25 protein-coding genes are annotated in these 25,891 nt (G+C 72.4%); 8 read left to right on the top strand and 17 right to left on the bottom strand.

The features are described from left to right. The first annotated feature begins 119 nt into the window (after nt 1–119). Together KVS71_RS12550 and KVS71_RS12545 are read left to right on the top strand one after the other, a co-directional pair. Nucleotides 120–962: an SDR family NAD(P)-dependent oxidoreductase gene (locus KVS71_RS12550; RefSeq protein ID WP_368874743.1), complete on the top strand. Its 843-nt coding sequence runs from the start codon at nt 120–122 to the stop codon at nt 960–962. A 53-nt stretch (nt 963–1,015) separates the two neighbouring features. After that, complete coding sequence (locus tag KVS71_RS12545) at nt 1,016–1,831, top strand: SDR family oxidoreductase (RefSeq protein WP_217584711.1); 816 nt, start codon at nt 1,016–1,018, stop codon at nt 1,829–1,831. A 38-nt stretch (nt 1,832–1,869) separates the two neighbouring features. On the opposite strand, the gene KVS71_RS12540 is transcribed toward KVS71_RS12545, so the two are convergent. From KVS71_RS12540 to KVS71_RS12505, 8 genes are all read right to left on the bottom strand, one after another. After that, nucleotides 1,870–2,520, bottom strand: a complete 651-nt coding sequence (locus KVS71_RS12540; protein ID WP_144880777.1) for an HAD-IA family hydrolase — start codon at nt 2,518–2,520, stop codon at nt 1,870–1,872. Nucleotides 2,521–2,631: 111 nt separating this feature from the next. Continuing rightward, nucleotides 2,632–3,324, bottom strand: coding sequence for an ABC transporter ATP-binding protein (locus KVS71_RS12535; RefSeq protein WP_217584710.1), 693 nt, complete (start codon nt 3,322–3,324; stop codon nt 2,632–2,634). Next, a complete protein-coding gene (locus KVS71_RS12530; protein WP_217584709.1) occupies nt 3,321–5,093 on the bottom strand; it encodes an ATP-binding cassette domain-containing protein in 1,773 nt (590 codons plus the stop codon). The genes KVS71_RS12535 and KVS71_RS12530 overlap by 4 nt, the downstream gene beginning before the upstream one ends. Continuing rightward, nucleotides 5,080–5,940: a branched-chain amino acid ABC transporter permease gene (locus KVS71_RS12525; protein ID WP_101846949.1), complete on the bottom strand. Its 861-nt coding sequence runs from the start codon at nt 5,938–5,940 to the stop codon at nt 5,080–5,082. Before KVS71_RS12525 ends, KVS71_RS12530 begins: the two co-directional genes overlap by 14 nt. A gap of 176 nt (nt 5,941–6,116) precedes the next feature. Continuing rightward, nucleotides 6,117–7,283, bottom strand: a complete 1,167-nt coding sequence (locus KVS71_RS12520; RefSeq protein WP_060922467.1) for an ABC transporter substrate-binding protein — start codon at nt 7,281–7,283, stop codon at nt 6,117–6,119. A 32-nt stretch (nt 7,284–7,315) separates the two neighbouring features. After that, a complete protein-coding gene (locus KVS71_RS12515; protein WP_025103867.1) occupies nt 7,316–7,738 on the bottom strand; it encodes a nuclear transport factor 2 family protein in 423 nt (140 codons plus the stop codon). A gap of 107 nt (nt 7,739–7,845) precedes the next feature. After that, complete coding sequence (locus KVS71_RS12510) at nt 7,846–8,634, bottom strand: MoaF C-terminal domain-containing protein (protein WP_217584708.1); 789 nt, start codon at nt 8,632–8,634, stop codon at nt 7,846–7,848. An 815-nt stretch (nt 8,635–9,449) separates the two neighbouring features. Beyond that, nucleotides 9,450–10,406: a helix-turn-helix domain-containing protein gene (locus tag KVS71_RS12505; RefSeq protein ID WP_025103869.1), complete on the bottom strand. Its 957-nt coding sequence runs from the start codon at nt 10,404–10,406 to the stop codon at nt 9,450–9,452. Between the two features lie 104 nt (nt 10,407–10,510). On the opposite strand from KVS71_RS12505, the gene KVS71_RS12500 reads away from it, so the two are divergent. Further along, nucleotides 10,511–11,653 (top strand): DUF998 domain-containing protein, encoded by a 1,143-nt coding sequence (locus tag KVS71_RS12500; RefSeq protein ID WP_259982286.1) that lies wholly within the window; start codon nt 10,511–10,513, stop codon nt 11,651–11,653. 15 nt (nt 11,654–11,668) lie between these two features. Here KVS71_RS12500 and KVS71_RS12495 read toward each other — a convergent pair whose 3' ends face one another. After that, nucleotides 11,669–12,526, bottom strand: a complete 858-nt coding sequence (locus KVS71_RS12495; RefSeq protein ID WP_105949428.1) for a MurR/RpiR family transcriptional regulator — start codon at nt 12,524–12,526, stop codon at nt 11,669–11,671. Between the two features lie 102 nt (nt 12,527–12,628). Between KVS71_RS12495 and KVS71_RS12490 the strand changes: the two genes are divergently transcribed. From KVS71_RS12490 to KVS71_RS12480, 3 genes are all read left to right on the top strand, one after another. Next, nucleotides 12,629–13,519, top strand: coding sequence for a BadF/BadG/BcrA/BcrD ATPase family protein (locus tag KVS71_RS12490; RefSeq protein ID WP_217584707.1), 891 nt, complete (start codon nt 12,629–12,631; stop codon nt 13,517–13,519). Then, nucleotides 13,509–14,441, top strand: coding sequence for an N-acetylmuramic acid 6-phosphate etherase (murQ, locus tag KVS71_RS12485; RefSeq protein WP_217584706.1), 933 nt, complete (start codon nt 13,509–13,511; stop codon nt 14,439–14,441). Before KVS71_RS12490 ends, murQ begins: the two co-directional genes overlap by 11 nt. Before the next feature lie 104 nt (nt 14,442–14,545). Beyond that, on the top strand, nt 14,546–15,208 hold the full coding sequence (locus KVS71_RS12480; protein ID WP_217584705.1) for an SDR family oxidoreductase: 663 nt from the start codon (nt 14,546–14,548) through the stop codon (nt 15,206–15,208). 27 nt (nt 15,209–15,235) lie between these two features. Here the strand turns inward: KVS71_RS12480 and KVS71_RS12475 are convergent, their stop codons facing one another. Together KVS71_RS12475 and KVS71_RS12470 are read right to left on the bottom strand one after the other, a co-directional pair. Beyond that, nucleotides 15,236–17,224 carry a primary-amine oxidase gene (locus KVS71_RS12475; protein WP_217584704.1) on the bottom strand — a complete coding sequence of 663 codons (1,989 nt, stop codon included), beginning with the start codon at nt 17,222–17,224 and terminating at the stop codon, nt 15,236–15,238. A 103-nt stretch (nt 17,225–17,327) separates the two neighbouring features. Next, complete coding sequence (locus KVS71_RS12470; RefSeq protein ID WP_105950761.1) at nt 17,328–17,912, bottom strand: TetR/AcrR family transcriptional regulator; 585 nt, start codon at nt 17,910–17,912, stop codon at nt 17,328–17,330. Between the two features lie 66 nt (nt 17,913–17,978). On the opposite strand from KVS71_RS12470, the gene KVS71_RS12465 reads away from it, so the two are divergent. Beyond that, nucleotides 17,979–18,509 (top strand): hypothetical protein, encoded by a 531-nt coding sequence (locus KVS71_RS12465; protein WP_217584703.1) that lies wholly within the window; start codon nt 17,979–17,981, stop codon nt 18,507–18,509. Between the two features lie 22 nt (nt 18,510–18,531). On the opposite strand, the gene KVS71_RS12460 is transcribed toward KVS71_RS12465, so the two are convergent. The 6 genes from KVS71_RS12460 to KVS71_RS12435 form a co-directional block, all read right to left on the bottom strand. Beyond that, a complete protein-coding gene (locus tag KVS71_RS12460; protein WP_254635727.1) occupies nt 18,532–19,743 on the bottom strand; it encodes a multidrug effflux MFS transporter in 1,212 nt (403 codons plus the stop codon). After that, entirely contained in the window at nt 19,740–20,723 is a 984-nt protein-coding gene (locus KVS71_RS12455) for an alpha/beta hydrolase (RefSeq protein WP_217584702.1), read from the bottom strand. The genes KVS71_RS12460 and KVS71_RS12455 overlap by 4 nt, the downstream gene beginning before the upstream one ends. Continuing rightward, nucleotides 20,720–21,691 (bottom strand): alpha/beta hydrolase, encoded by a 972-nt coding sequence (locus KVS71_RS12450; RefSeq protein WP_217584701.1) that lies wholly within the window; start codon nt 21,689–21,691, stop codon nt 20,720–20,722. Before KVS71_RS12450 ends, KVS71_RS12455 begins: the two co-directional genes overlap by 4 nt. 23 nt (nt 21,692–21,714) lie before the next feature. Next, entirely contained in the window at nt 21,715–22,674 is a 960-nt protein-coding gene (locus KVS71_RS12445) for an aldo/keto reductase (RefSeq protein WP_217584700.1), read from the bottom strand. A gap of 8 nt (nt 22,675–22,682) precedes the next feature. After that, on the bottom strand, nt 22,683–23,783 hold the full coding sequence (locus KVS71_RS12440; RefSeq protein ID WP_217584699.1) for a zinc-binding dehydrogenase: 1,101 nt from the start codon (nt 23,781–23,783) through the stop codon (nt 22,683–22,685). 94 nt (nt 23,784–23,877) lie between these two features. Then, nucleotides 23,878–24,612, bottom strand: coding sequence for an SDR family oxidoreductase (locus KVS71_RS12435; protein WP_217584698.1), 735 nt, complete (start codon nt 24,610–24,612; stop codon nt 23,878–23,880). A gap of 100 nt (nt 24,613–24,712) precedes the next feature. Between KVS71_RS12435 and KVS71_RS12430 the strand changes: the two genes are divergently transcribed. Continuing rightward, the gene (locus KVS71_RS12430) at nt 24,713–25,675 is read left to right on the top strand and encodes an aldo/keto reductase (protein ID WP_105949439.1); all 963 of its coding nucleotides are present in this window, start codon (nt 24,713–24,715) and stop codon (nt 25,673–25,675) included. Nucleotides 25,676–25,891: the final 216 nt, after the last annotated feature.

Below are 25,891 nucleotides of genomic sequence, written 5' to 3'. Positions count from 1 at the left end.
GGACACGGCATCGACGACGAGGGGAATCGTCGATAGAGCGAGTCTGCTCGCCGCCCCGTTCCGACGCTTGACCGTGAGCGAAGGACGATGGTGCCACCGCGCACACCCCGCCGGCGGGCGTGCGGGCCCTCCGCACCGCGGAGCAGGATGACCGGGACGACACCGCGGTCTCGTCGGCGCCGCGCGGCGCCGGGCCGCGGTCGGAGGATGCGATGGACCTGCAGCTCGACGGCACGACGGCCCTCGTCACGGGGGCTGCCTCCGGCATCGGTCGTGCCGTCGCCCGGGCGCTCGCCGCCGAGGGGGTGCGGGTCGCGCTGCTCGACCGGGACGCCGCCGCGCTCCGGGACGCGGCGGGGGAGGCCGGCATCGATCCGGTGCTGCTCGCCGCCGACGTCACGGACGAACAGCAGGTGGCCGCCGCCGTCGCCGCCGGTGTCCACGCGCTGGGCGGTCTCGACGCGGTGGTCTGCTGCGCCGGGATCTCCGGCCCGGTCGGGACGCCGATCGAGGAGACGCCCCTGGAGGCGTGGAACCGCGTCCTCGCCGTGAACGTCACCGGCGCGTTCCTCGTGCTCAAGCACGCGATCCCGGCGCTCCGGGAGTCCGCCGCCGGATCCGTCGTGCTGCTCGCGAGCGACTCGGCTGTCGTGGCCTCCCCGGGCATGGCCCCCTACGCCGCCTCGAAGGCCGCGCTCGTCCAGTTCGGGCGGGCGCTGTCGGTCGACCTCGCGGGTACCGGGGTGCGGGTGAACGCGGTGTCACCGTCCATCGTCGACACGCCGATGAGCCGGGGCGACCTCGGCGCGGCGGCGTTCGACGAGCCCGCCTTCCCCGTGCAGAGCGCCGACGAGGTCGCCGCGCACGTCGCCTACCTCCTCTCCCCGCGGAGCCGGGCGGTCAACGGCACCACCCTCCTCAGCGACTTCGGGTACACCGCCCGGTCGGGATTCCCCGCCTGACGCGCCCGCGTCCGGCCCCACCGCGCACGCGCGCAGAACACACAGGAGCACACATGGCAACCGTGGTCGGATCGAGCGTCTCCGGACGCGTCGTCGTCATCACCGGAGGCGGCACGGGCATCGGCGCGGCGGTCGCGGAACGTTTCGCGTCCGAAGGGGCGCACGTCGTCGTGGTGGGTCGCCGGCCGGAGCCGTTGCACGAGGTCGAGCGGGCCGTCGGGGCGCTGCCGATCGTCGCGGATGCGGCGGACACCACGTCGGCGCAGGCCGCGATCGCCGAGATCCTCGCGCGGTTCGGCCGCATCGACGTCCTCGTCGCGAACGCCGGAGGACACGGGTTCTCCCCGGTCGCCGAGACCGACGACGCGAGCTGGGACGCCGCGATCCGTGCCAACCTCACGACCGCGTTCGTGATGGCGCGGGAAGCGCTGCCGGCGCTGATCGAGGCCAAGGGGCAGGTGGTGATCGTCTCCTCGCTGGCCGGGCTCTTCGCGGGGCCGTCGGTGGCCGGATACACGGTCGGCAAGCACGCCCTCATCGGCCTCACCCGGACGCTCGCGCGCGACTACGGGCGCCACGGCGTGCGCGTCAACGCGATCTGCCCCGGGTGGGTGCAGACGCCGATGGCCGACGAGGAGATGGACGAGTTCGCGGCGCACGCCGGTCTCGGCTCCCGGGAGGAGGGCTACGCGACGGTCACCGCCGACGTGCCGCTGCGCCGCCCGGCGCGGCCCGCCGAGATCGCCTCCGTCGTGCGGTTCCTCGGGTCGGGGGAGTCGTCCTACATCACCGGCGCCGTGATCGTGGCGGACGGCGGGTCGCACGTGGTCGACGTGCCGACCATCGCCTTCGACCACGCCGGGATGTAGCGCCGGGTCAGGGGCGGGCGGTGGCCGTCGCCCCGAGATCAGTTGATCCGGAGCTCGAAGCCGTCGTCGGTCGGGACCACGGCGACGTGCGTGAGGTCGTCGACGTGTGCGGTCGGGGCGTGGGCTCCCGCGTGCGGACCGATGCCGATCACGCGCATGCCCGCGGCGTGGGCGGCCTGGATGCCGGCGCCGGAGTCCTCGAACACGACGCAGTCCGCGGGGTCGATGCCGAGCGTGCGGGCGGCGAGGAGGAAGCCCTCCGGATCGGGCTTCGAGGCGGAGACGTTCTCCGCGGTGACGGCGAGCTCGGGGACCGTGAGCCCGGCCTGGCCCATCCGCGCGGTCATGAGCGCGACGTTGGCCGAGGTGACCACCGCGTGCGGGAACGGCTGCAGCGCGGCGAGCAGGTCCTCGGCGCCCGGGATGCCGATCACACCGTCCACGTCGGAGGCCTCGGTCGCGAGCATGACCTCGTTCTCACGGAGGTTGATGGCGTGGTCGCGCTCGGGGAGCAGGATCGCCATGCTCTGGTGACCCTGGCGCCCGTGGACGGTGCGCAGGACGGTCTCGGGGTCGATCCCGTGCGGCTCCGCCCAGGCGAGCCAGAGGCGCTCCACGACGGCGGTCGAGTCGACGAGGGTCCCGTCCATGTCGAGGAGGGCGGCGCGGGCGTGGAGGATCTCGGTCACTCCCTCAGGCTAACCCTCACGCCGCCGACCCACCCCCTTTCGCGCGCCCCGGCCCCTTGCGAACGCGCGCACGGGGCCGGGAGGAACGCAACGGGGTGGGTCGACGGGGAGTCAGCCCCCGAGGTAGGCGCGGTGGAGGAGGGCGGGGTCGTCTTGGAGGGCCTGCGGCGCGCCCTGGAACGACACACGGCCGCCGGCGACGACGACCGCCTCCTGCGCGAGACCGAGGGCGAGCTGCGTGAACTGCTCCACCAGCAGCACCGCCACCCCGGACTTCGCGATCGACGACACGATCGGCATCAGGCGCAGGAACACCACCGGCGCGAGGCCCAGGGACATCTCGTCGATGAGCAGCACCCGGGGCTTCGCTGCGAACGCCCGTGCCAGCACCACCATCTGCTGCTCCCCACCCGACAGCAGTGCCGTGGGGGAGTCGATGCGCTTCTCCAGCTCCGGGAACTGCGCCAGCACGGCCTCGATCTCCCCGGCGGTGCGCGCCGTGAGGGAGAGGTTCTCGCGCACGGTCAGCGACGGGAACACGGCCCGCCCCTGCTCGATGTGCACGATGCCGCGCCGGGCCCGCGCCACGCGGGAGAGCCGGTCGATCGGATCCCCGTCCAGCAGGATCGACCCGGACGAGTGCGGCGTCACGCCGGACACCGCCTCGATCAGGCTCGTCTTGCCCGCCCCGTTGGGGCCGACCAGGGCCAGGACCTCGCCGCCGGCGACCCGCAGCGAGACGTCCGAGATGACCGGCCCGGCGCCGCGGCTCACCGTGACGCCGTCGAGCACCAGTGCGCTCATTTCAGCAGCTCCGTCTCTCCCATGTACGCCTTGACGACGTCGGGGTTCGCGAGGACCTCCGCCTGCGGGCCGCTCGCCAGGACGCGGCCGAAGTCGAGGACCGTGAGGGTCGGGCACACCGAGCGGACGAGGTCCAGGTCGTGCTCGATGATGATGAGGGCCACGCCGTAGCGCCCGGGGAGCTCGCGCAGGCGAGCCGCGAGTGCCAGATGCTCCTCGTGCGAGAGGCCGGCGGCGGGCTCGTCGAGGATGAGCAGTCGCGGGCGGGCGGCGACGTTCGCCGCGACCTCCACGAGCCGCCGGGTGCCGACGTCGACGCTCGAGAGGCGCGCCCGGGCCGGCGGGCACCCGAAGAACGCGAGGACCTCGTCGATGTCCGCCGCGGCGAGCCGCCGTCTGGCCACGAAGCGCACGTAGCCGCCCACGGTCAGCGCCGGAGGGACGCGGTCCTGCTGGAAGGTCCGTCGCAGTCCGAGTCGCGCACGCCGGGTGGGGGAGAGCCCGGCGAGGTCGCGGTCGCCGAGGAGCACGCGGCCCTCGTGCTGGGGGAGGAAGCCGCTGATGGCGTCGACGAAGGTCGACTTCCCGGCGCCGTTCGGACCGATGAGTCCCATGATCGAGGCGGCGGGCACCGTGAACGAGACGTCGTCGAGGGCCTTGAGCGCCCCGAACTGCACGGTCAGACCGTCGACCGTGAGCACCGGGGCGCCGTCGAGGGCGGCCTCGTCGACGGTGGCCGTCGTGGTCGTGGTGATCGCCGTCGCATCGGTTCCCGCGTCAGGCGGGAGCGCCGTGAGCTTCGCGCTGGCCGTGCGCCGGTCGGCCCGTCGGTACAGGAGGTTGCGGATGCCCTGGCCGAGGTTCGTGCCGCTCGTGAGCGCCTGCACTCCCAGCACGCCGAACACGACGAAGCCCCAGTCCTGCGGCACGCCCCACCGCTTGAGCAGCTCCGGCACGAGCACCCACAGGAGTCCGCCGAAGATGGCCATGTCGATGAGGTGCGCGCCGGACATGATCGCCAGCACGTACAGGGCGAGGGACTGCAGCGGCGTGAAGCTCGAGGCGAAGGGGAGCTGCACCTGTCCGGCGAGCAGTCCGCCGGAGATGCCGCCGAGGGCCGCCGACACCGCGAACGCCGTGAGCTTCGCGGTGCGCACGCTCTGCCCGGCCGCGGCCGTGCCCCGCTCGGAGAACGCGACGGCCTTCCAGCTCGCGCCCCACCGGCCGCGCTGCAGGAAGAACACCGCCAGGCCGCAGACGGCGAGCACGACGATGGAGAGGAAGAAGAACTCCCGGTCGCTCCCGAACAGTGCCGGGCGCTCGATCGCGATGCCGTCCGCGGAGCCGGGGAACTGGATCTGCACGAGCGTGACGTCGGCCGCCGCGGCGAAGCCGAGCGTCACCACCGCGAGGTTCACCCCGCGCAGCCGCAGGGCGGGGAGCCCGACGAGGATGCCCACGAGACCGGCCGCGACGCCACCGAGCACGAGCCAGACGAGGAAGCCGCCCGGCGCCTGCATCACGTTCAGCAGTGAGACGATCCACGCGCCGACCGCGGCGAACGTGAGTTGGCAGAGGGCGATCATGCCGGCCGAGCCGGTGACGATGCCGAGTCCGAGGATCGCGATCGCGGCCGTGACGGCGCTGATCGCGAGGAAGACGAAGTAGCCGGGAAGGGCGGCGCTGAGGAGCGCACCCACGCCGATGCCGACCAGGGCGACGGCGAACGGCCAGGTGATCCGGAACCAGGGGCGGTCAGCGAGCGGCATCCCACACCTCCTTGCGTTGCGTCCACAGCAGCAGGACGACGATGAACAGGAACGGCAGGAAGTTGCGCACGAGCGCCACTTCGTCGATCTGCGCGACGAGTCCGCCGAGGACGCCGAGGAGCAGGCCGCCGACGACGGCGAGGTCGAGCCGGCGGAAGCCGCCGAGGAGCGCGGCCGCCGCGGCGGGGACGATGAGCATGGACAGGCTCGTGGCATCGTTCGACTGCGAGGGCGCGACGATGATGATCGCGATGGCGCTGATGATCCCGGTGACGAACCAGACGGCGATCGACAGCGGCCGGGAGCGGATGCCGAGCAGCTCCGCCGTGGTCGGCCGCTCCGACAGCGCGCGCAGCTGGGTGCCGACCCGGGTACGGCGCAGCACGATGCGGACGGCGACGGCGGTGACGACGGCCATCGCCACCGTCGCGACGGTGACCTGGCTGATCACCACGCCGCCGAAGGAGAACGCGGGGCCGGCGATGATCGGGGTGAACGGCTGCGGCTTGTTGCCGAACAGGATGAACGACAGCGAGATGAGCAGCAGGAGCGGGCCGACCGTCATGGCCGAGCGGGTCGTCGTCGAGGCCTCCGACAGCCAGGTCGCGGCGATGAACCCGATCGCCGCGGCGAGTAGGCCCGCGACGAGGACCCCGAGGATCGAGCCCAGCCAGATGGGCAGCCCGATCTCACGGACGAACCACACGGCGGTGAACGCGCCGAACATGCCGGTCGCGGCCTGGGCGAAGTTCACCACGCGCACGAGGCGCGACATGAGGGTGAGGCAGACGCCGAGGACGGCGTAGAGGCCGCCGGCGGCGAGACCGGCGATGGCGCCTTGGAGCATCAGGCGTCCTTTCTGGTGAGGGGCCCTTCGACAGGCTCAGGGACCCAGATGTGGGTCGCTGAGCCTGTCGAAGCGCGGGAAACCCGGGTGGGTCGCCGAGCCTGTCGAGGTGGGTGGCTGAGCCTGTCGAAGCGCAGGGACCCGGGGTGGGTCGCTGAGCCTGTCGAAGCGCGGGACTATTCGCCGATCCGGAGCCAGTCGTCGGCGACCTTCTCCCAGGCGTTCGTGCCCGACTTCAGGATGATCGGCCAGCCCGCGGTGTTCTGCGTGCCGAAGGCGTAGGGCGTGCCCACCATCGGGTTCTCGATCGGGTCCATGCCCTTCAGTGCCTCGGAGACGCTCTCCCGGGTGATGTCGCCGTCGATGCTCTTCAGCACCTCGATGAAGTACGTCGCCGCGAGGTAGCCGCCCTGGCTGAACGAGGTGAGGGGGATGTCGTTCTCCTCCATCAGCGCCCGCCAGTCCGCGTTGATGTCGCTGTCGTCCGTGAACGGGTAGAACTCGGCGGGGACGTAGATGCCAGCGCCCGCGTCGTCGATCGCGTCGGCGAAGTTCTCGCTGTAGACGCTCGTGAGGTAGAGCCAGGTCACGTCGTCCCAGCCCTGCGCGTTCGCGGCCTTGACCTGTCCGATCGCGTCGGGCTCGACGGGGTTGATCGCGAGGGCCTTGCAGCCCTGGTCGCGCGCCTTGACGATGTAGGGCGTGTAGTCGGAGGCGCCGTACGGCACGGTGTCGTCGACGTACTTCGGCTCCTTGCCCGTGATCTCGGTCCACTTGTCGATCGCGGCCTGATAGGTCGGGCGGGTGGAGCCGGCGATCTCCAGCAGGATGCAGATGTCGTCGAGTCCGAGCACCTCGGAGCCGTACTGCAGCGTGAGGGTCATGTCGTTGAACGGGCCGACGTTCGCCGGCGAGATGTTCTCGCTGTCGAAGCAGCCCGTGTCGACGCCGATGCCGGGCACCGAGAGGATGCCCTCCTGCTCGTAGTACTTCGCGTTGATCTCGCACTCGATGAGGCTCGCGGAGCCCACGAGTGCGACGGCTTCGTCGCTGCCAACGATCTCCCGCGCCGAGGCGGTGGCCGTGGCGGGGTCGCCCTTGTCGTCGAGCATCTTGTACTCGATCTTCCGGCCGTCCAGGCCGCCATCCTCGTTGAACGCGTCGAAGACGGCGGCGGCCGCCTGCGACGCTTCCGGGAACGTCGCCGGGCCGCTGATCGTGTTCACGGAGCCGACGACGATGGGGGCGCCGTCGCCCCCGGCTCCGTCGCCACCGGCGCAGCCGGCGAGAGCGAGGGCGGCCACGGCGATGACCGCCGCGGTGCCGGATGCTCGTCTGTTCATGTGCTTCTGCCTCTCCTGTTCGGGTCGTGCTGTCAGCTCGAAGGCTGGGTGTCGGTGCTCGTCGACGGCGCGCGCAGGGCGCGGTTCACGAGCTCCGTGTCGGTGAACTGCTCGAAGGCGACGATCTCGCCGCCCGCCACGCGCCAGACGTGGGCCACCCGGGCGGCGAAGAACCGCCCGGTGCGCTTGTAGGTGCCGGAGTAGGTGCCGATGCCGACCACGACGTCGCCGCCGTCGACGACCTCGTCGATCGCGACGGTGTAGTCGTCCCACTCCTCCTGGATGCGGCCGAAGACGTTCTCGGCGACAGCGTCCGGGCCGATGTAGGTCCCGGCGTAAGGGAACCCGGCGGCCTCCGTCCACTCGATGTCGGCCGCGAAGGGCGCGAGCATGCCGTCCAGGTCGCCCCGGTCGTTCGCGGCGTAGTGCTCGCGGATCAGGTCTGCGTTGCTCATGTGCTCTCTTTCGTTCCGGGTCCCCGAGCCCGTCGAGGGTGGGTCCCTGAGCCTGTCGAAGGGGTCCCTGAGCCTGTCGAAGGGGGGTCCCTGAGCCTGTCGAAGGGTCAGACGGGCTGCGCGTCGGGGTAGGCGACGGCGCCCAGGGGGTAGATGTGTCCGCCGGCGCGGGAGTGCTCGGACTCGCCGTCGCCGTTGAGTCCGAGGAAGATCCCCGTCGTCATGAGCTGGTAGCCGAGGTCGTGGAGCCAGACGCTCGCCACCGCGATGCGGAACTCGCGGAAGCAGAACAGGTAGAGGCCGTCCGCGAACTTCCACACCGTGGAGAGGTCCATGTCGCCGTGACCGCGCTGGACGCCCTCGAGGCACTGCCACGCGTAGCGCTGGCTGGACACGTAGACGTGCTCGTACAGGTGGTGGGGGCTGTAGCGGTAGATGTTCCGCTTGCCGATGAGGTCGCGGCTCGGACCGGGGACCTCTCCGGTGGCGGGGCCGGCGTCGGTGGTCGCGGCCCAGAAGTCCTGCCCCACCTGCGGGGTGCCCTCGGCCGCCTCCGGCGCGATGCGGGAGCGGATGACGGTGGCGCGGTGGGTCGTGGTGGAGAACACGACGGTGAGGGCTTCACGCTCGCGGGTCTCGAAGGGGATGTTCACGAAGACGACGTCGTCGCGCACGCGGACCGCGTCATACGGGTCGCGTCCCGAGGAGCCCAGTCCCTCCCAGGTCACGGAGTCCTCGTCGAAGCGGAGCGCGAGCGTGGTGTCGTCGTCGAGGGTGAGCATGAGCGCGGTTCCGGCGAGCGTCCTGTTCGGCAGGCGGAACGTGTCGATGCCCGCGGCGAACTCGTCGTACGTGCGCCATTCGTCCAGAGCGGGGTCGGTGGAGATGTCGGTCATGAGGGTCCTGACGTCGCACACGGCGGGGCCTCGTCGCCCCGGGCACCGCGTCGTCGCGATGCGCTTGCCTCATGCTCCGGCCGGCCCGGGGGAGCCCTCAAGCGCGCGGAGTCCATCCCGCGCCGAGAGTCAACCGGCGTGCCCTCCCGGGCAAGCCCGCCCCCGCGGATGCCCCGTACCGGTCCCGTCCCCGCGGCAGCCCCGCCTTCCGGTCACGTCCGCGGATCCGCCCCCGGCCCTCCGTGCGGGATCAGAAGCGCCCCTGCCGGACGCGTTTGGGGTGCGTTCCTGATCCCGCACGTGCGTCCCGCCTGCGGCCGCCCCGGCGCGGGACGGAAAACGCCCCTCCCGGACGCGTGTGCGGCCCGTTCCTGATCCCGCACGCGGGGGTCAGCCGTGTCCTCTGGCGCGCGGGAGTCGCGCCCTTCCGCGCACGGCGTGCCTTTCATCGGAGCGGGATCGAAAACGTCCCTGCCGGACGCGGGTGGAGTGCGTTCCTGATCCCGCACCGGCGTCCCGCGTGCGGCCGCCCCGGTGCGGGACGGGAAACGCCCCTGCCGGACGCGTATGAGGCCCGTTCCTGATCCCGCACCCGAACGCGGTGTACCTCTGGTGCACGGGAGTCGTGTTCTTCCGTGCAGGGCGTGCCGCTCGTCGGTGCGGGGTCGAAACTGCACCTGCCAAGGGCGTCTGGGGTGCGTTCTTGATCCCGCGCGCGGGGCGGGGGACGGTGCGGGATAAGGAACGTGCGCGGGGCGGGCGCTGGCGGGGCGGTTTTGATCCCGCGCGCGACGGGGAGGACGGGAACGACGGGGTCAGTGGGTGGCGCGGTACTCGCTGGGGGAGACGCCGAAGGCGGTCTTGAACGCGCGGCTGAAATGTGCCGCGTCGACGAAGCCCCAGCGGGCGGCGATCGCGGCGACGGGGCGGTCGGCGAGCATCGGGTCGAGGAGGTCGCGACGGCACTGCTCCAGGCGGCGGGTGCGGATCCACGTCGACACGGTCACCCCCTGTTCCTGGAACAGACCGTGCAGGTGGCGGGTGGAGATGAAGTGCGCCGCGGCGATGGAGGCCGGACCGAGGTCCGTGGAGGCGAGGTTGCGGTCGATATGCGCACGGATCCGCTGCATGAGGGCGCGATGCGGGTCGGCGGAGGCCTGATCGAGACCGAGCTCCCGCGTGAACACGGTGGTCACGAGGTCGAGGGCACTGTGTGCGAGTCGGGCCCCCGTCGTGCCGGCGAGCTCGTCGAGGTTGCCGGCGAGCTGCGTCAGGTACGGCACGACCATGCCGCCCAGCCCCTCCTGCCCGGAGATGCGGACGGCCGTGAGCTGCCCGATCATGTCCGCGGGCAGGCTGATGAGGTGCTTCGGGAACATGACCACCATGGTGCGGAAGTCCTGATCGAAGACGAGGGAGTACGGCCGATCGGTGTCGTAGACGGCGAGGTCTCCCGGCTGCAGCACGGCCTCGCGGTCGTCCTGGATGAGCAGCCCGGTCCCGGCGAGCATCAGGCTCACCTTGAAGTACGAGCGGTCGCCGCGGGCGATGAGCTCGGTCGTGCGTTCGACGACGTGCGAGGTCGCGCGGATGTCGTTGACGTGGACCTCGTCGACGGCCGCGCCCCGGATCACGCCGCGGAACTGGTCGGCGCCCGCGGAGGACACCTGCAGGGGCACGAAGGACTCGGAGACGGCGGCGCGGAACTCGCTGATGTTGCGCGCGACCAGGGTCGACACCGATTCGGCGGGGGTGGTGAGGGCACCGTTCATGACTGATCACCTCGGGCTGGTGGGAACGACGACGTTGTATACGATCCGTTCCGCGATGCTACCACCGGCGACGGCCGCGCGGGGTGCCGTCTAGGATGTGGTCCGTGAACGGCGGGATGATGTCTACGGTGGGGCAGCGGATCCGGCACGTGCTCCGTCAGGTGCGTGGACCCGCCACCTCGGACGCGGTGTTCGAAGCGACGGCGCTGATCGTCGGCGCGGCGTTCCTCCTGGTGGGATTCCTCGTGGCCCTGCCGGTGTTCTGGGGGCACCAGCTCTCGATCAGCGGCACCGGCTCGATCGGCATGTTCGCGGCGTACGGCGGTGCGATCGCGGCCGCGCTCGCCTTCGCCCTGGGACGCCTCGCCGTGCGGGCTCCGGAGGTCGACCCCTCGGTCGCGAGGGACGGATTCGCCGTCCCCGGCGACCGGCTCCGCTGGTATGACCTCGCCGCCATCGCCTTCGCGCACGCCGCCATCGCCTACCTCGGCTGGCTCGGCATCGCGCAGCTGCTGGAGCAGAGCTTCGTCGACGCCCCGGTCTTCCCGTTCCCCGGGGCGATCCTCGTCGCGGTGGCCTTCGCGCTCACGGGGTATGTCGCCTTCCTCAGCGCCGTCGCTCTGACGCCGACCGTGCTGTCGCTGGTCCTGGCGGTGTTCCTCGTCGTCGGGGCGTTCGCGGCGATGCTGGCGTCGAGCGACGTGCACTGGTGGCGCGACAACCTGTCGGCGCTGGGCATGAGCAGCAACAGCGCCTCGGTGGCCTTCAACGTGACCCTCATCATCGCGGGGATCATGGTGACGACCATCTCCCGCTATGCGACCGCGGGGCTGCCCGTCGACGACCCGGTCGACCGCCGCGGCCGGACGATCGTGCGCGGGGGCCTCATCCTCATGGGGATCTTCCTCGCGTGCGTGGGCATCTTCCCGGTCGACGAGTTCTTCGGCCTGCACAACACGGTCGCGACGGGCATGGCGGTGGTGTTCGCGGTGATCGTCGTCGGCCTGCCGTGGTTCGTGCGCAGCATCCCGCGGGTGTTCGTGGGGCTCGGCTGGGCGTACGTGCTGGTCATCGTGCTGCTGGGGGCGTTCTTCGCGGTCGGCTACTACAACCTCACGGCGGTCGAGCTCATCGCGGCCGTGCTGATCTTCAGCTGGATCATCGTGTTCCTGCGCACCGCCGGCACGATGGGAGCCTCCGCGACGCGCGCGGACGCCCGTGCGACCCCGAAGTCGGCGCTCGACTGACGGGGCGAGGCGTCGTCAGTCGCGCAGGAGGCGCGTCGCCTGACGCGTGCGCTGCAGGGCGTCGACGGTCTCGGCGTACCGGCGCTTGGCGACGCCGATGAACAGGCAGTCCACGAGGGCGAGCTGCGCGATCCGGCTCACCATCGCCCCGGCGCGGAAGGTCGACTCGCGCACCTCGGTGAACAGCGCGTGGTCGGCGACCTGGGCGAGGGGGGAGTCCTTGACGGAGGTGACGGCCACCGTCGTCGCGCCGTTGGCGACGGCGGCTTCGAGGAACCGCACCGTCTCGATGGTCGACCCGGCGTGCGAGAACCCGATAGCGACGGTCGTGCCCACGGGGAGCACGGCGGCGGCGATCGCCTCGTGGGGGTCGGAGAGGACGTGGGCGTTGCGGCCGACGCGGAGCAGCTTGTGCGCGAGGTCCTCCGCGACGAACTGGCTGGCGCCGATGCCGTACAGGAGGATCCGGTCGGCGCCGTCGATGGCCGCGACCGCCGCCGCCAACACGGCGAAGTCGAGCTGACCGACGGTCTCCTCGATCGCGAGGAGTTCCAGGGCGGCGAGCTTGGAGACGGCCTCCTCCAGGGAGTCCTCGTCGGAGATCTCGGAGCCGTAGGCGCCGCGGGCGGAGAACTGGGCGGCCTCCTTGCCGAGCTCGGTGGCCAGGGCCATGCGCAGCGGGGCGTATCCGGTGAAGCCGATCGCCCGGCAGAACCGGACGACGGACGCGACCGAGGTGCGGCACTCCGTCGCGAGCTCGCTGATCGTCTTGTCGATCACGAGGCTCGGGTTCTCCCGCACGGCGGCCGCGACACGGGCCAGCGACGGGGGCAGGGTCGCAGCGGCGGCTTCGATCGTCGACTGGATGCTCACGGTATCCTCCGGAACGGCGGAACGGGATGGTAAATTCTTTTCAGCGAGTCTACGTGTTGTGTAGTCGCTTTTCTTTCTTTCCGCCAGATCCGAGGAGTGCCGATGAGCGAGACGATCGCCACCGTCGATCTCGGCAAGTCCCGCTGCCGCCTCGTCGTGCACGGCGCGGCGGCCGGGGAGCGCTCCGGGCTCGGAGCCCCGGGCCTCGCCGCGGCGGGCGGAGTGGAGGCGGCGCTCACCGCGATTCTCCCGCTGCTCGACGATGTCGAGCGCATCGACACGCTCGGCGTGGGGGCGGCCGGCGCCTGGTTCGCCCCGGAGGCGGCCGCGGAACTCGCCGCCGCGCTCGCCGCACGGACCGGCGCACGCGTGGCGGTGGCGTCGGACGTGGTCACCGCCCATGCGGGCGCTCTCGACGGCGCGGCCGGCGTGCTGCTCATCGCCGGCACCGGAGCCGTGGCGCTGGGCGTCGACCCCTCCGGTGCGCGTCTGGTCGACGGCTGGGGCCCCGAGCTGGGCGACTTCGGCAGCGGATCCTGGCTCGGCCGGGAGGCGTTGCGTGCCGTGCTCCGTGCCCACGACGGGCTGGCCGCCCCCACCGCTCTCACCGCGGCGCTCGCCGCCCCCGTCGGCCCGCCCTCGGCCGTGCAGGCCTGGCTCGCCGCCGACGGAGCCCTCGCCCGCCGCCTCGCGACCCTCGCGCCCCTCGTGCTCGCCGCGGCCGCAGACGACGACCCCGTCGCCGGCGGGATCGTGGACGAGGCCGTCCGGCTCCTCGCGGCGACGACCGCTGCGGCCGCCGGCGCGACAGCGGACGTCGTGCTGCACGGCGGCCTCACCGACCACGACGGCTTCCGCGCCGCCCTGACCCGCGCCCTGGAGACGAGCGGCCACCGCGTCGTCCCCGCGCGCGGCGGCGCCATGGACGGGGCCCTGCTGCTGACCCGTCGCCTCGACCTCCCCCATGAAAGGTTCGTGCACCGTGCCGAATGACCCCCGTCTGACCACCCTCCTCGCCGAGCTCGCGGGCCTCGACACCGAGGCCTCCACCACCGAGCGCGGCGACCTCGACCTGCTGAGCACGACCGAGCTCATCGAGCGCATGAACGCCGAGGACCGGCGCGTGCCCGAGGCCGTGGCCGGTCGCACGGCGGAGATCGCGGCGGCGGTGGACGGCATCACGGAGCGGTTCCGACGCGGCGGTCGCCTCATCTACATCGGTGCGGGCACGGCCGGACGCATCGGCGTGCTGGACGCGAGCGAGTGCCCGCCCACCTTCGGCACCGACCCGTCGATGGTCGTGGGGCTCATCGCGGGCGGGGAGACGGCCATCCGCTCGGCGGTGGAGAACGCGGAGGACGACGACGAGGCCGCGGCCCTCGCTCTGCGCGACCTCGACCTCACCGATCTGGACACGGTGGTGGGGATCTCGGCATCCGGCCGCACCCCGTACGTCATCGGCGGGCTGCGGTACGCCAGGGGCCTCGGCGCGCTCACGGTGGCGATCGCCTCGAACGCCGGGTCGGCGATCGGCGCGGAGGCCGAGATCGCGATCGAGGTCGTCACGGGCCCGGAGTTCATCTCGGGCTCCACGCGGCTGAAGTCCGGCACGGCGCAGAAGCTCGTCGTGAACATGCTGACGACGCTCTCGATGATCAAGCTCGGCAAGACGTACCGCGGGGTCATGGTCGACCTGCTGGCGACGAACGAGAAGCTGCACGCCCGCTCGATCCGCACGGTCTCGCAGCTTGCGGGCGTGGACGTCGACGCCGCGTCCGCCGCGCTGGAGGCCGCGGACGGCTCCGTCAAGCTCGCGCTGCTCCTGCTCGCGACCGGAGCGTCCGCCGAGACCGCGGCGGCCGCACTGGCGGACGCCGACGGCATCCTCCGCGACGCGATCGCCGCCCTCACCTGAGTCGGTCGTCGCCCTCCCCGTGGCGCGGGATGCGAAGCGCTCCTGCCCGGAACGATCGGGGCACGTTTTCGCACCCGCGACGGGCTGCCCACTAGCGTGAGGGCATGCCCCTCGCTCTCGTCACCGGCGCCGCGCGCGTGAACAGCATCGCCGCCGGCATCGTCCCGCGGCTCCGTGCCGACGGCTGGACCGTCGTCACGAGCGACCTCGACGACGCCGATCACCCGGCCGACCTCTCCACCGCGGACGGACCGGAGCGGCTGATCGCCGAGGTCGCGGAGGCGCACGGCCCGATCTCCGCGCTCGTCCTCAGCCACGCGCATGACGTCGAGTCCGGCGTGCTCGACACCACGGCGGAGAGCTTCGACCGGCACGTCGCCGTGAACGCGCGGGCGAGCCTGCTCCTCATCGCGGCCTTCGCCCGCCAGGCCGAGGACGGCGGCGCGATCGTGGCTCTCACGAGCGATCACGTCACCGGGAACCTGCCGTACGGGGCGTCCAAGGGCGCGCTCGACCGGCTCGTGATCTCCGCCGCGCGCGAGCTCGGTCCGCGCGGCATCTCCGCCAACGTCCTGAACCCCGGCCCCATCGACACCGGCTGGATGGACGACGGGACGCGCACCGACCTCGCCGGGATGACGCCGCTCGGGCGCCTCGGCACGCCGGGCGACATCGCCGCCGTCGTCTCGTTCCTCGTCTCGGACGAGGGACGCTGGATCTCCGGGCAGCTCCTCCAGGCCGACGGGGCCTTCTCCGCCCGCTACTGATCACGGGGCGGAGCGGCCCCGGTGCTCTCAGTGGCCGCAGGCGCAGGAGTCGCCGCCGCAGCAGGAGGCCGTCGCCGTCGCTCCGCCGTGCGCCTGGGAGGACTCCGGCACGTCCATGGCCGGGTTCTGGTCGAGGAAGCCGTAGGGCTTGAACCAGAATCCCGCGTAGTCCACGGGCATGATCGGCCAGTCCTCCGGGCGGGGGAAGTGCGTGAGCCCGAAGGTGTGCCAGAGCACCATGTCCTCGCCGTCGATCCGGCGATCATCGGCCGTGTACTCCGGGAGGCCGGCGCCGCCCTGGTGCGCGTTGGGATAGCGCCCGGCCGGCCAGATCCGGCCGTGCTCGTATCGCGTCGCCCAGAGGTGCTTCGTGGCGAAGGCCGCGCGGGCAGCGACGGACGACGCGGGGTCGGCCATCAGCAGGGCGGTCGGCTCCGGCACGAGGTGGTAGGCGGTCGGGCGGCCGACGTGGTTCGTCCGCGAGGCGCTCTGCACCTCCCACACCCGGGCGACCGAGGAGTCGGCCTCGCGTTGGGCGGCGTGCTCGGTCTCCAGCACCGTCTCCGACCAGGTGAACGCGTTGCCGAACGGGTTGTCCGGCCCCATCGGCACCCGCTGCGCGTCCACCTCCACGAGGCGATTGTCCTGGCCGTCGATCGCCACGTCGAGGCGCGCGCAGAACAGGTGCTGGTGGACCGGGGCGAAGACGCCGGGGGCGAGTTCGGTCGCGTGCTTCTGGCGGACGCCCGGCTCTCCGGCACCGGCGAACACGATGCCCGTGGCCTTGGCGACGACCTCGATCGAGCCGTCCAGGCCGAAGTTCCAGTAGAAGCCGTAGTCGTAGTTGCCGATGGTGGAGAAGTACGAGACGACGAAGCGCCGCGAGCGCCGCACGTCGGAGCGCCCGGAGAGGTCGGTGTGCTTCCAGAGGATGCCGAAGTCCTCCTCGTGCATGCAGATCACGTTCGGGATGCGCACCGGGTGGCCGTGGTCGTCGGCGACGTAGCCATCGAGATACCTGATCACGCCGAGGCAGTCGCAGCCGAGCTCCAGGTGGTTGGCGTTCTTGCCGAGGAGGTACTCGCCCGCGTCGAAGTAGCTGATCCAGAAGCGGCCGGGGGCGGTGTCGCCGTAGGGCACGACCATCTCCGGCACGCTCGCCCGGTGCAGGACGGAGCGCCCCTGGAACGACACGTCGTGCAGCACGAGGCCTTCGCGGGCGTTGAAGCCCACGCGCATCGACCAGCCCTCCCACTCGACGAGCGAGCCGGACACGCCGAAGCTCGGCCCCTCCGGCTGGGTGATCTCGATGGGCTTCAGCGTCGTCCGTGCCGCGCCCTGCACCTCCGGGTAGTAGTTGCCGTGTCCGGCCGGGACCGGCACGTCGCCCTCGTCCTCCACGCGGATCACGCTGTCCGAGGTGAGGTCGATGTGCACGATCAGCCCCTCGACGGGGTGCGCCCACGGGGAATCCTGCTCGTCGTATCGGAGGAAGGTGAGGGACCGGATCACGCGGCGGCCCACCTCGTCGGCCCGGCCCGTGTAGCCCGGGGCCAGGGGGGAGCAGAAGGCGAGGGCCATGTGGTCCGCCAGGCCGCGGCGGCGCATGGCCGCCTGCCATTCCGGGGACGCCTTGGCGATGGCCTCGGCCCGCTCGTACTCCTCGAAGAGGTACTGCGGCTGGCCGTAGGGCGGGGCGTCGTTGGGCACCCGCTCCTGGCGCACGACCTCGCCGCGGGTGATCGAGACGATCACCTCGGTCGCGACGCCGGTGGCGATGTCGAGCAGTGTCACGTCGACCCGGCGGTCGATGGGGGCGCCAGGGCGCCAGGCCGCGAGCTCCTCCTTCGTGGCTTCGTCGGGGAGCAGCATCGGTACGCGGGTGGTCGCCGTCAGCAGGCCGGCTGCGTCGAGCACCGCGCGGGCGGCGGCGATCTCGGCGCCGGTGAGCGGATCGAGCGGATGCGGAGCGGCGATGGGCTCGAGGGAGACGGGCTGGGGGGAGTGCGGGGACATCGTTGACCTCACTATTTTCGAGCGAACGCTCAAGAAACGGATTGGCACGATGATACGACGGCGTGCACGGGTGCACAACCGTGGCGTGTGGGCGATGTCGAGGTCAGCGTCGCCAGGGGGCGAGGATGCTGTCGAGGACCGCGAAGTGCGCCGCCGGCGTCTGCGGCTCGGTGACCTCGACGACCTGCTGGCCGTAGGTGATCGAGCGCAGGAGGGCGAGGAGGTCGCCGGTGGGGGTGTCGGGGCGCAGCTCCCCGTCGGTCGCCGCCTCGTCCAGGGCCTCCCGGATGCTGTCCTGCCACGTCGCGAGGGTCGGCGCTCCGGCGTCAGGAGTCGGTGCGAGAGTGGCCAGGCGTCCCCAGAAGCCGACGACCACGTGCGCCTCGGTGCGGGTGCGCTCGTCGACGGGGAGCACCTCGCCCATCAGGGCCCGCAGGCGGGCGAGGCCGCGCAGCCCGTCCGTCGCGGCGGCGATGCGCTCGTCGGTGCGACGGGTGACCTCGGCCGCCGCGGCGCGGACGACGTCGTCGAAGCCGTCGAAGTAGTGCCACAGGGAGCCGGTCGCGACGCCGAGCTCCTTCGCGACCGCCCGCGAGGACACGCTCTCATGACCGTCCCTGGCGGCGACGACGAGCAGCGCGTCGGCGATCTGACGGCGACGCTCATCATGGTCGACGATGCGGGGCACGTGCTCATTGTGTCGCATCGCGACGGGGTCTCGCTTTTTTGAGCAATCGATCAATATACTTCGGCTGTGGACCTCCTGCTCCCGGCAGCATCGTGGCTGATGGCGGCGGCGGCGCTCGTGTCGGCCGGCGCCTGCCTCGCTGCCCGGCGCGCTGTGCCGTGGCAGGGGCGCCAGGCCGCGGTGGTGATGGCGGTGGGGATGCTGCTGGTGGCGGCGGGGATCACAGGAGCGCTGGGTGCGCTGCTGCTCGGTGCCCTGATGCTCGTGTCCGGCATGATCGGCACGATGGGCGTCCGCGGGGCGGCATCGGCGGCCGGCTGCTGCCACCGCGCGCTCGGGGCGCTCGTGATGGCGATCTGCGCCTTCCACAGTGCCGCCGGAGCGGGGGGTCAGGGCGTGACGCCAGCGGGACACGCGGGGCATGGCCTCGGCGGTGCGCTCGGCGCGCTCCTCGTGCTCGGCACGGTCGCCGTCGTCGGGTGGACGCTCGCCGCGGCCTTGCGTCCGACGGGGCATCGGGGGCGCACCGCCCGGCTGCTCGCGGTGGAATCCTGGGCGATGGCGATCGGGGTCGTCGCGATGGGCATCGCGGGCTGACCGTGCGGTGCGACGCCCGACCTCACTCCCGCGCGGCGGGGCGGACGAAGGCCCAGGCGGCGATCGCCGCGACGGCGGCGGCCAGGGTCATGGTGACCGCCATCGTGACGGCGTTCGTGCCCCCGATCCCGGCGGCGACCGGGGCGAGCACCGGGCCGAACAGGAACGACGACATGCCGAGCAGGGCGGACGCTGTCCCCGCCCTGGCGCCGTGATGCGCGAGGGCGAGTGTCTGGCCGTTCGGGCCGCCGAGGCCCGCACACAGCATGAATCCGACGAGTGCCGCCACCACGCCAGCCGCCCCCGTCCCGCTGAGCGCCAGGACGAGGAAGGTCGTGGTCGCGACGAGCGTCGCCGTGACCCCGCCGAGGTAGACGCGGAGGGGGCCGAACCGGCGCACGACCAGGCGGCTCGACTGGCTGCCGACGATGCTCGCGAGGGCGCCGGCGGCGAAGGCGAGACTGAAGCTCTGCGGGCTGAGGCCGAACTCGTCCTGCAGCACGAACGACGACATCGAGAGATAGGTGAAGAACGCCACGCCCGCACCGGCGGAGGCGCACAGGACCGCGGCGAAGAGCCGGTCGCCCAGCACGGCGCCGGCGTGCGCCCGCAGCGCGCGGAGCCCTCCGCCGTGGCGCGCCTCCGGTCGCAGCGTCTCCGGCAGGAGGAAGACGACCACGAGCAGCAGGATGACGCCGATCCCGGCCAGCACCCCGAAGATCCCGCGCCAGTCCATGATGCGGGCGAGCTGGCCGCCCACCACCGGCGCGATGATCGGCGCGGTGCCCGAGACGAGGAACAGCAGCGAGAGCATGCGGGAGAGCTCGACCCCCTCGAACTGGTCGCGGGCGATCGCCAGGCAGATCACGATGCCCGCTGATCCCGCCAGCCCCTGCAGGAAGCGGGCGACGAGCAGCAGCTCGATGGTCGGAGCGACCGCGCAGACCGCGGAGAGCACCGCGAACGCCGCTACGCCGATCAGCAGCGGCAGCCGCCTGCCCAGCCGGTCGCTGAGAGGGCCGGCGACGAGCTGCCCCAGGCCGAGGCCGATCATGCACGCCGACATGGTCACCTGCGCCAGGGCCTCGGTCGTGCCGAGCGAGGCCGCGAGCTGGGGGAGCTGCGGCAGGTAGAGGTCCATCGACAGCGGACCGAAGGCCTCCAGCATGCCGAGCACCAGCATCGCCCGCAGAGTGCCCATCCGCGCGGGCCCACCGCGCGCCGGGAGGCTCATCCGCCCAGGCGCAGCACGCGGCGCAGCCAGCTCTCCCGCGCGGCCACTGCGGCCCGGGAGACCTCGGCATCGGGGGAGAACCCGGAGAAGCCGTGGTAGCCGCCCGCCCAGACGTGCAGTTCGGCCTGCCCGCCCGTGGCCCAGATCCGCGAGGCGTAGGCGGCGGCCTCATCGCGGAAGGTCTCCGCGGCGCCCACCTCGATGAACGCCGGAGCGAGTCCCGACAGATCCGTGGCCCGGGCCGGTGCCGTGTACGGCGACACGCGGTCGGTGAACCGGTCGGCTCCGGCGATCGCGTCCCACGCGGTGTCGTTGTTGTTCCGGTCCCAGGCGCCGAAGCCGTCGTACTGATGGCTCGACGGGGTCTCGTTGCGATCGTCGAGCATCGGGCAGCCGAGGAGCTGCCCGGCCAGCCGGGGCCCGCCGCGGTTGCGGGAGAGCAGCGCGACCGCCGCCGAGAGCCCGCCCCCGGCGCTCTGCCCGGAGGCGATGATGCGGGAGGTATCGATGCCGAGCTCGTCGGCGTGGGCGACCATCCACTCCAGCGCCGCGTAGCAGTCCTCCGCCTGCGCCGGTCCGGGGTGCTCGGGGGCGAGGCGGTACTCGACCGCGACGCCGACGACGCCGTGCCGCTCGGCGAGGTCGATGAGCTCGGCGGTGCCGAAGAAGCGCGTGCCGAGCACCATGCCGCCGCCGTGGATCGACAGCACCGCCGGTGCCGGGTCCGTGGGCGCCTGCGCCGGGCGCACGACGGTGATCTCGAGGTCCGGAGCCCCGACGGGGCCGGGGATGACCCGGTCCTCCCAGGTCACGGCGCGACCCTCGGCCTGCACGGCCATCGGCGGGATGATCGTCGCGAAGTGGTCGCGGTTGGCGTGGATCGTGTCGGCGCGCAGCGGGATGACCTCCACGAGGTCGACGAAGGCGTCGAGTCCGGCGACGAGCTCCGGGTCGTAGGGCACCGGTTCGGGCGCGCTCATGCGGCGGCCCGCCAGATCCGTCGCAGCCAGGAGGCGCGCGCGGCGAGGGCGGCGCGGGTGATCTCGGCTTCCGGCATGTACATGTCGAAGCCGTGGGCGCCGCCGCCCCAGACGTGCAGCTCGGCCTGTCCGCCGGTCTCCCAGATCCGGAGGGCGTACATGGTGTCCTCGTCGCGGAACATCTCCGCCTCGCCGACCTCGATGTAGGCAGGAGGGAGGCCGGAGACGTCCGTCGCGCGGCTCGGCGCGGCGTAGGCCGGGGCCTCGGTGCTGAACGCGAGGTCCTCGCCGAGGACGCACGACCAGGCGAGGAGGTTCATGTCGCGCTGCCAGGTGCCGATGCCGTCGTACTGCCGACTGGAGATCGTGGTGTTGGTGTTGTCGATCATGGGGCACAGCAGCAGCTGCCCGGCCATGACGGGGCCCCGCCGATCGCGCGCCAGCAGGGCGACGGCCGCGGTGAGGCCGCCGCCCGCGCTGCCGCCGCCCACGACGATGCGCGCGGGGTCGATGCCGAACTCCGCGGCGTGGGCGTGCGTCCACACGAAGGCCGCGTAGCAGTCCTCTACCCCCGCGGGGTACGGGTCCTCCGGCGCGAGGCGGTACTCGACGTTCACGGCCACGACGCCGTGCTCCGCGACGATGTCGACGACCCGCGCCGTCTCCCACGAGCGGTGGCCGACGATCATGCCGCCGCCGTGGATGTTCACGAAGCCCGGGAGCGTCGAGGTCTCGGAACCCGCGGGGCGGAAGATCGTGACCTCGACGTCCGGGGCTCCGGGCGGGCCGGGGATGACACGGTCCTCCCAGGTGATGTCCCGGCCGGCGATCACGGTGTCGTTGTCCGGGAACATCCGGTCGACGCCGTCGCGCGGCAGGGTCTCGCGGGTGAGCGCGGGCTGCGGGTTCTTCGCGATCTCGTCGAGCACGGCCTGCACGTCGGGATCGAAGGGGACGGGGATGATCATGGTTCTCCTCGGGTGGGACGGCGTCAGGGGCCTTCGGGGTCGACGACCCCGCGGTCGGCCCAGAAGGGCTCGACGAGACGGCGCAGCTCGGCGGCGCCGACGCGGTCGACGAGGGCGGCCGCGTCGAGGTTCGCCCGCAGCTGCGTGACGCGGGAGGCGCCGAACAGGGTCGTCGTCAGGGCGGGGTGGGTGAGGGTGAAGGCGATGCCGAGCTGGGCCGGGGTCACGCCGAGGTCCTCCGCGACCGCGGTGAACGCGGGGACGTCGGCGACGATCCGCTCGCGGATGCCGCCGGGGTCGCGCCCGATCTGCCGGCCGCCGTTCACCGTCCCGGCGAGGATCCCGCCCTCCAGGCAGTCCGAGGCCTGCAGTGTGAGGCCCTGCTCCCAGAGGCGTGCGAAGGGCTCGCCGTCCGGGATCGACCGCCGCGAGACGCTGTACTTGAGCTGCGCGATCTGCGGGCCGGGCACGCCTTCCGCGGCGGCGAGGTCGATCAGGGCCTGGATGCTCCCCGCCGACCAGTTGTTCACGCCCCACGCGCGGATGAGGCCGGCGTCGGCGAGGGCGGCGAGGTCGAGCACGAGGTCGCGCAGGTCGAGGTCGTCGCGGCGCAGGTCGCCGAGGATCACGAGGTCGGCGTGCTCGGTGCCCACCCGCATCAGGGCGTTCTCGAGCTGCGGGCGGAAGCCGTCGGCGCCGAAGGCCTCCAGCCAGAGCTTCGACGACAGCAGCCACTCCTCCCGGCGCAACCCCGCCGCGCGCACCATCGCCGAGAAGATCACGTCGGTGAAGACGGGCGGGGCGCCGGGTGCGGAGTACACGCCCACGTCGAAGAGGTTCACGCCGCGGTCGGTGGCCTCGCGGAGGAGTGCGACCGCGTCGGCGAAGTCCATGCGGTCGTAGGTATGCCACGAGCCGAGGGAGAACAGCGAGGCGTGCAGGCCGCTGCGGCCGATCTCGCGCACGGGGAGGGGAGTGGTCATGATGCTCCTCAAAGGCTCGGGTCGATGACGGCCTTGACCTCATCGAGGTGGTGCATGTGGGCGATCTTCGCGGAGGCGTCGGCGAGCCCGACCGGGGCGCTGAACAGGTCGTCCCAGGAGAAGCGGTCGGCGAACGCCGTGAAGAAGTCGATCGCGCGGGCGTAGTCGGAGATGTCGCCGTTGAGTGAGCCGACCACCGTGAGCTCCTTGCCCATGATCGTGCTGAGGGCGAAGCCGTCTCCGGCGGGGCCGGTCGAGCCGACGATCGCGACGGTGCCGCGCTGGGCGGCCATGCCGACGGCGTCCGGTCCGACGCTCGGTGCGCCCGCGAAGTCGAACACGTGGTCCGCTCCCTGGCCTCCGGTGAGCGCCAGGACCTGGTCGACGACGGGCCCGTCGCGGAAGTCGACGACGGCGTCGGCGCCGAAGCGGGCGGCGAGCTCCAGACGGGCCGCGGGAGCGCCGACGGTGATGACCTGCCCGGCACCCGCGATCTTCGCGACTGCCGTGGCGAAGATGCCGAGGGCGCCGGAGCCCTGCACCACCACGCGGGAGCCGGGGCGGATGCGGCCGGCCCGCTCGAACGCGCGGAGGACGGTCTTCGCGGCGCAGCCCGCCATGGAGGCCCAGGTGTCCTTCACCGCCGCCGGGAGCAGGAGCTTGGCGGCACCCGGGGTGACGTACGCGTACTCGGAGAGCCCGGCCGTCGCGAACGGCGGTACGTCGGCGCGCTGGAGGAAGCCGTAGCCGCGGCGGGAGCAGGCGACCGGTTCCCGCAGCACGACGCAGCCGTGGCACTCGCCGCAGGTGGACTCCGACCAGCCGATCCGGTCGCCGGGGGAGAGCGGGCGGCCGAGCGCGTCGCGGGTGTCGGGTCCGGTGGCCACGATCTCGCCGACCATCTCGTGACCGAGGACCATGGGCAGCATTCCGGGGAACGACATCTTCCCCTCCCAGATCTCGATGTCCGTGCCGCACAGCGTGGTGCAGGCGATGCGGACGAGGGCGGCGCCGGGTTCGATCTCGGCGGGCAGCGGGAGGTCCTGCAGGGTGAGCGGCTCGCCGTGCGCGGCGAGCACCGCGGCGCGGGTGGTGGTGGGGAGGGTCATGGTTCTCCAGTCGCGGGGCGGGTGGCGGGATCGAAGACGGTCCTCCGCGGAGCCCGGGAGGGGCGGAATCGATCCTGCACGGAGGGGGACGGGGTCAGACGAGGAGCTGGCCGCCGTCGACGGGGACCGAGACCCCGGTGATGTGGCTGGCGGCCTCGCTCGCGAGGAACAGCACGAGCGGGGTGACCTGGTCGACCTCGGCGATGGTGCCGAGCGGGATGCGCGACTCCCACGCGGCGCGGGCGTCCGGGTTGGAGGCGAAGTCGGCGGTCAGGGGCGTGAGCACGGGGCCGGGGGCGACGGCGTTGACCCGCACCCCGGAGTCGGCGAGTTCGATGGCCGCCGTCCGGGTGAGCGCGTCGACCGCGGCCTTCGTGGCCTCGTAGTGCCCGAGGCCGGGTGTGGGCTGCCGGGCGCCGATCGAGGAGATGTTGACGATGGTCCCGTGGCCGGCCGCGGCGAACAGCCTGCCGAAGACCCGCAGCATGAGGAACGTGCCGCGGACGTTGACGCGCAGGGCCGCATCGACCGCGTCGACCGCGACCTCCTGGAGTGTTCCCCCGCCGGCGACGACACCGGCGTTGTTGACGAGGACGTCGAGTCCGCCGGCCTCGCGGATCCGTTCGGCTGCCGCCTGCACCGACGCTTCGTCGCCGATGTCGAGGGGGAGGGCGGTGGCGCCGATCTCGGCGGCGACGGCTGCGGCGGCGACGTCGTCCACGTCGCCGATGAACACCTCGTCGCCCGCTGCGCGGAAGGCGGTGGCGATCCCGCGGCCGAGTCCGGACGCGCCTCCGGTGACCAGGATGCCACGGGGGGAAGCGGTCATGTTCGTCCTCACTGACGGGTGTTCTGACGGGATGAGTCCGTTATATTCTACAAACATAGAAAAACACAACCCCGTGCCCAGAGCCGGCGAAGGAGCCCCCATGCCCGATGCGACATCCCCCCGCAAGCCGCTGTCTCCGGGAGGGGCGACGGTGCCGCCGCTCGCCCTCGGATCGTGGAACACCTGGGATCGCATGGAGTTCGACGACGCCGTGCAGCTGATCCACCGGGCGGTCGAGCTCGATGCCGGATTCTTCGACGTGGCGTACTACAACATGGGGCCGCACGCCGAGAACTCCCGGACCGACATCCTCTTCGGAGAGGCCTTCCAGGCGAGCGGGGTGGACCGTGCCGCGGTCGTGCTGTGCGGCAAGCTCTGGCTGTGGGACTGGCCGAATCAGGGCTTCCGTGGGCAGATCGAGGAGTCGCTCGAGCGGGCGGGCCTCGACCGCTTCGACACCCTCGTGGTGGGGGACTACCTCGACGCCCCGGACATGCCGCGGCTCGTCGCCGACGTGAACGCTCTCCTCGCGGACGGCCTGGTCGACTCGTGGGGGATCAACAACTGGCGGATCGCGGACACCAGGGCGGCGCTGGCCGAGGCGGACACTCAGGGGCTGATCGGCCCCTCGTTCGCGCAGCTCAAGTACGGCATCGCCCGACGGGCCATGGCGGAGGGTGACGCGTACGGCCCGCTGTTCGCCGACGGAACCCTCGCGCTGCAGGCCTCGGACGTGTTCGAGGGCGGAATCCTCGCCACCGGACGGATGCCTCAGCGCAAGATCGGTGCCGATGTCGGAGGTATCCGCGAGCGGATCCTCGCCGTGTACCCCGAGGTCGCACGGGTCGCGGGGGAGTTCGGGGTCACCCCGGCCGCCCTCGGCATCGCCTTCTGTCTGGCGAACCCCGCGACGGCCACCGTGCTCTTCGGTGCCTCCCGCGTCGCGCAGCTCGAGGAGAACCACGCCGCCCTCGCCCTCGCCCGCGACCACGGAGCCGAGGTCCGCGTCGCCCTCGCCGACTGCCGCGTCGACCACGCCGTCCGCCCCGACGGCACCTGGTGACCCCGTACCCCCCACGCCCCGCCTCCCCCCCCCGCCTCCCCCCCTCCCGGCCGTCCGGGATCACTTCCGCACCTCTCACACGCCCCGCAGGCACGTTCCTGATCCCGCCTCGCGCGGCCCCCGCGTCCCACTCGCCGCGCGGGATCACTTCCGCACCTCGCGCGCGCCCCGCGCGCACATTTCTGATCCCGCGCGGCGTGACTCTCTGCGCGCCGA

The sequence above is a fragment of the Microbacterium sp. GbtcB4 genome (assembly GCF_019091465.1).
In the GTDB taxonomy this organism is placed as follows: Bacteria; Actinomycetota; Actinomycetes; order Actinomycetales; family Microbacteriaceae; genus Microbacterium; species Microbacterium paraoxydans.
Note: the sequence above shows the minus strand (reverse complement) of the source record. Positions and strands in the feature narration are given on the sequence as shown.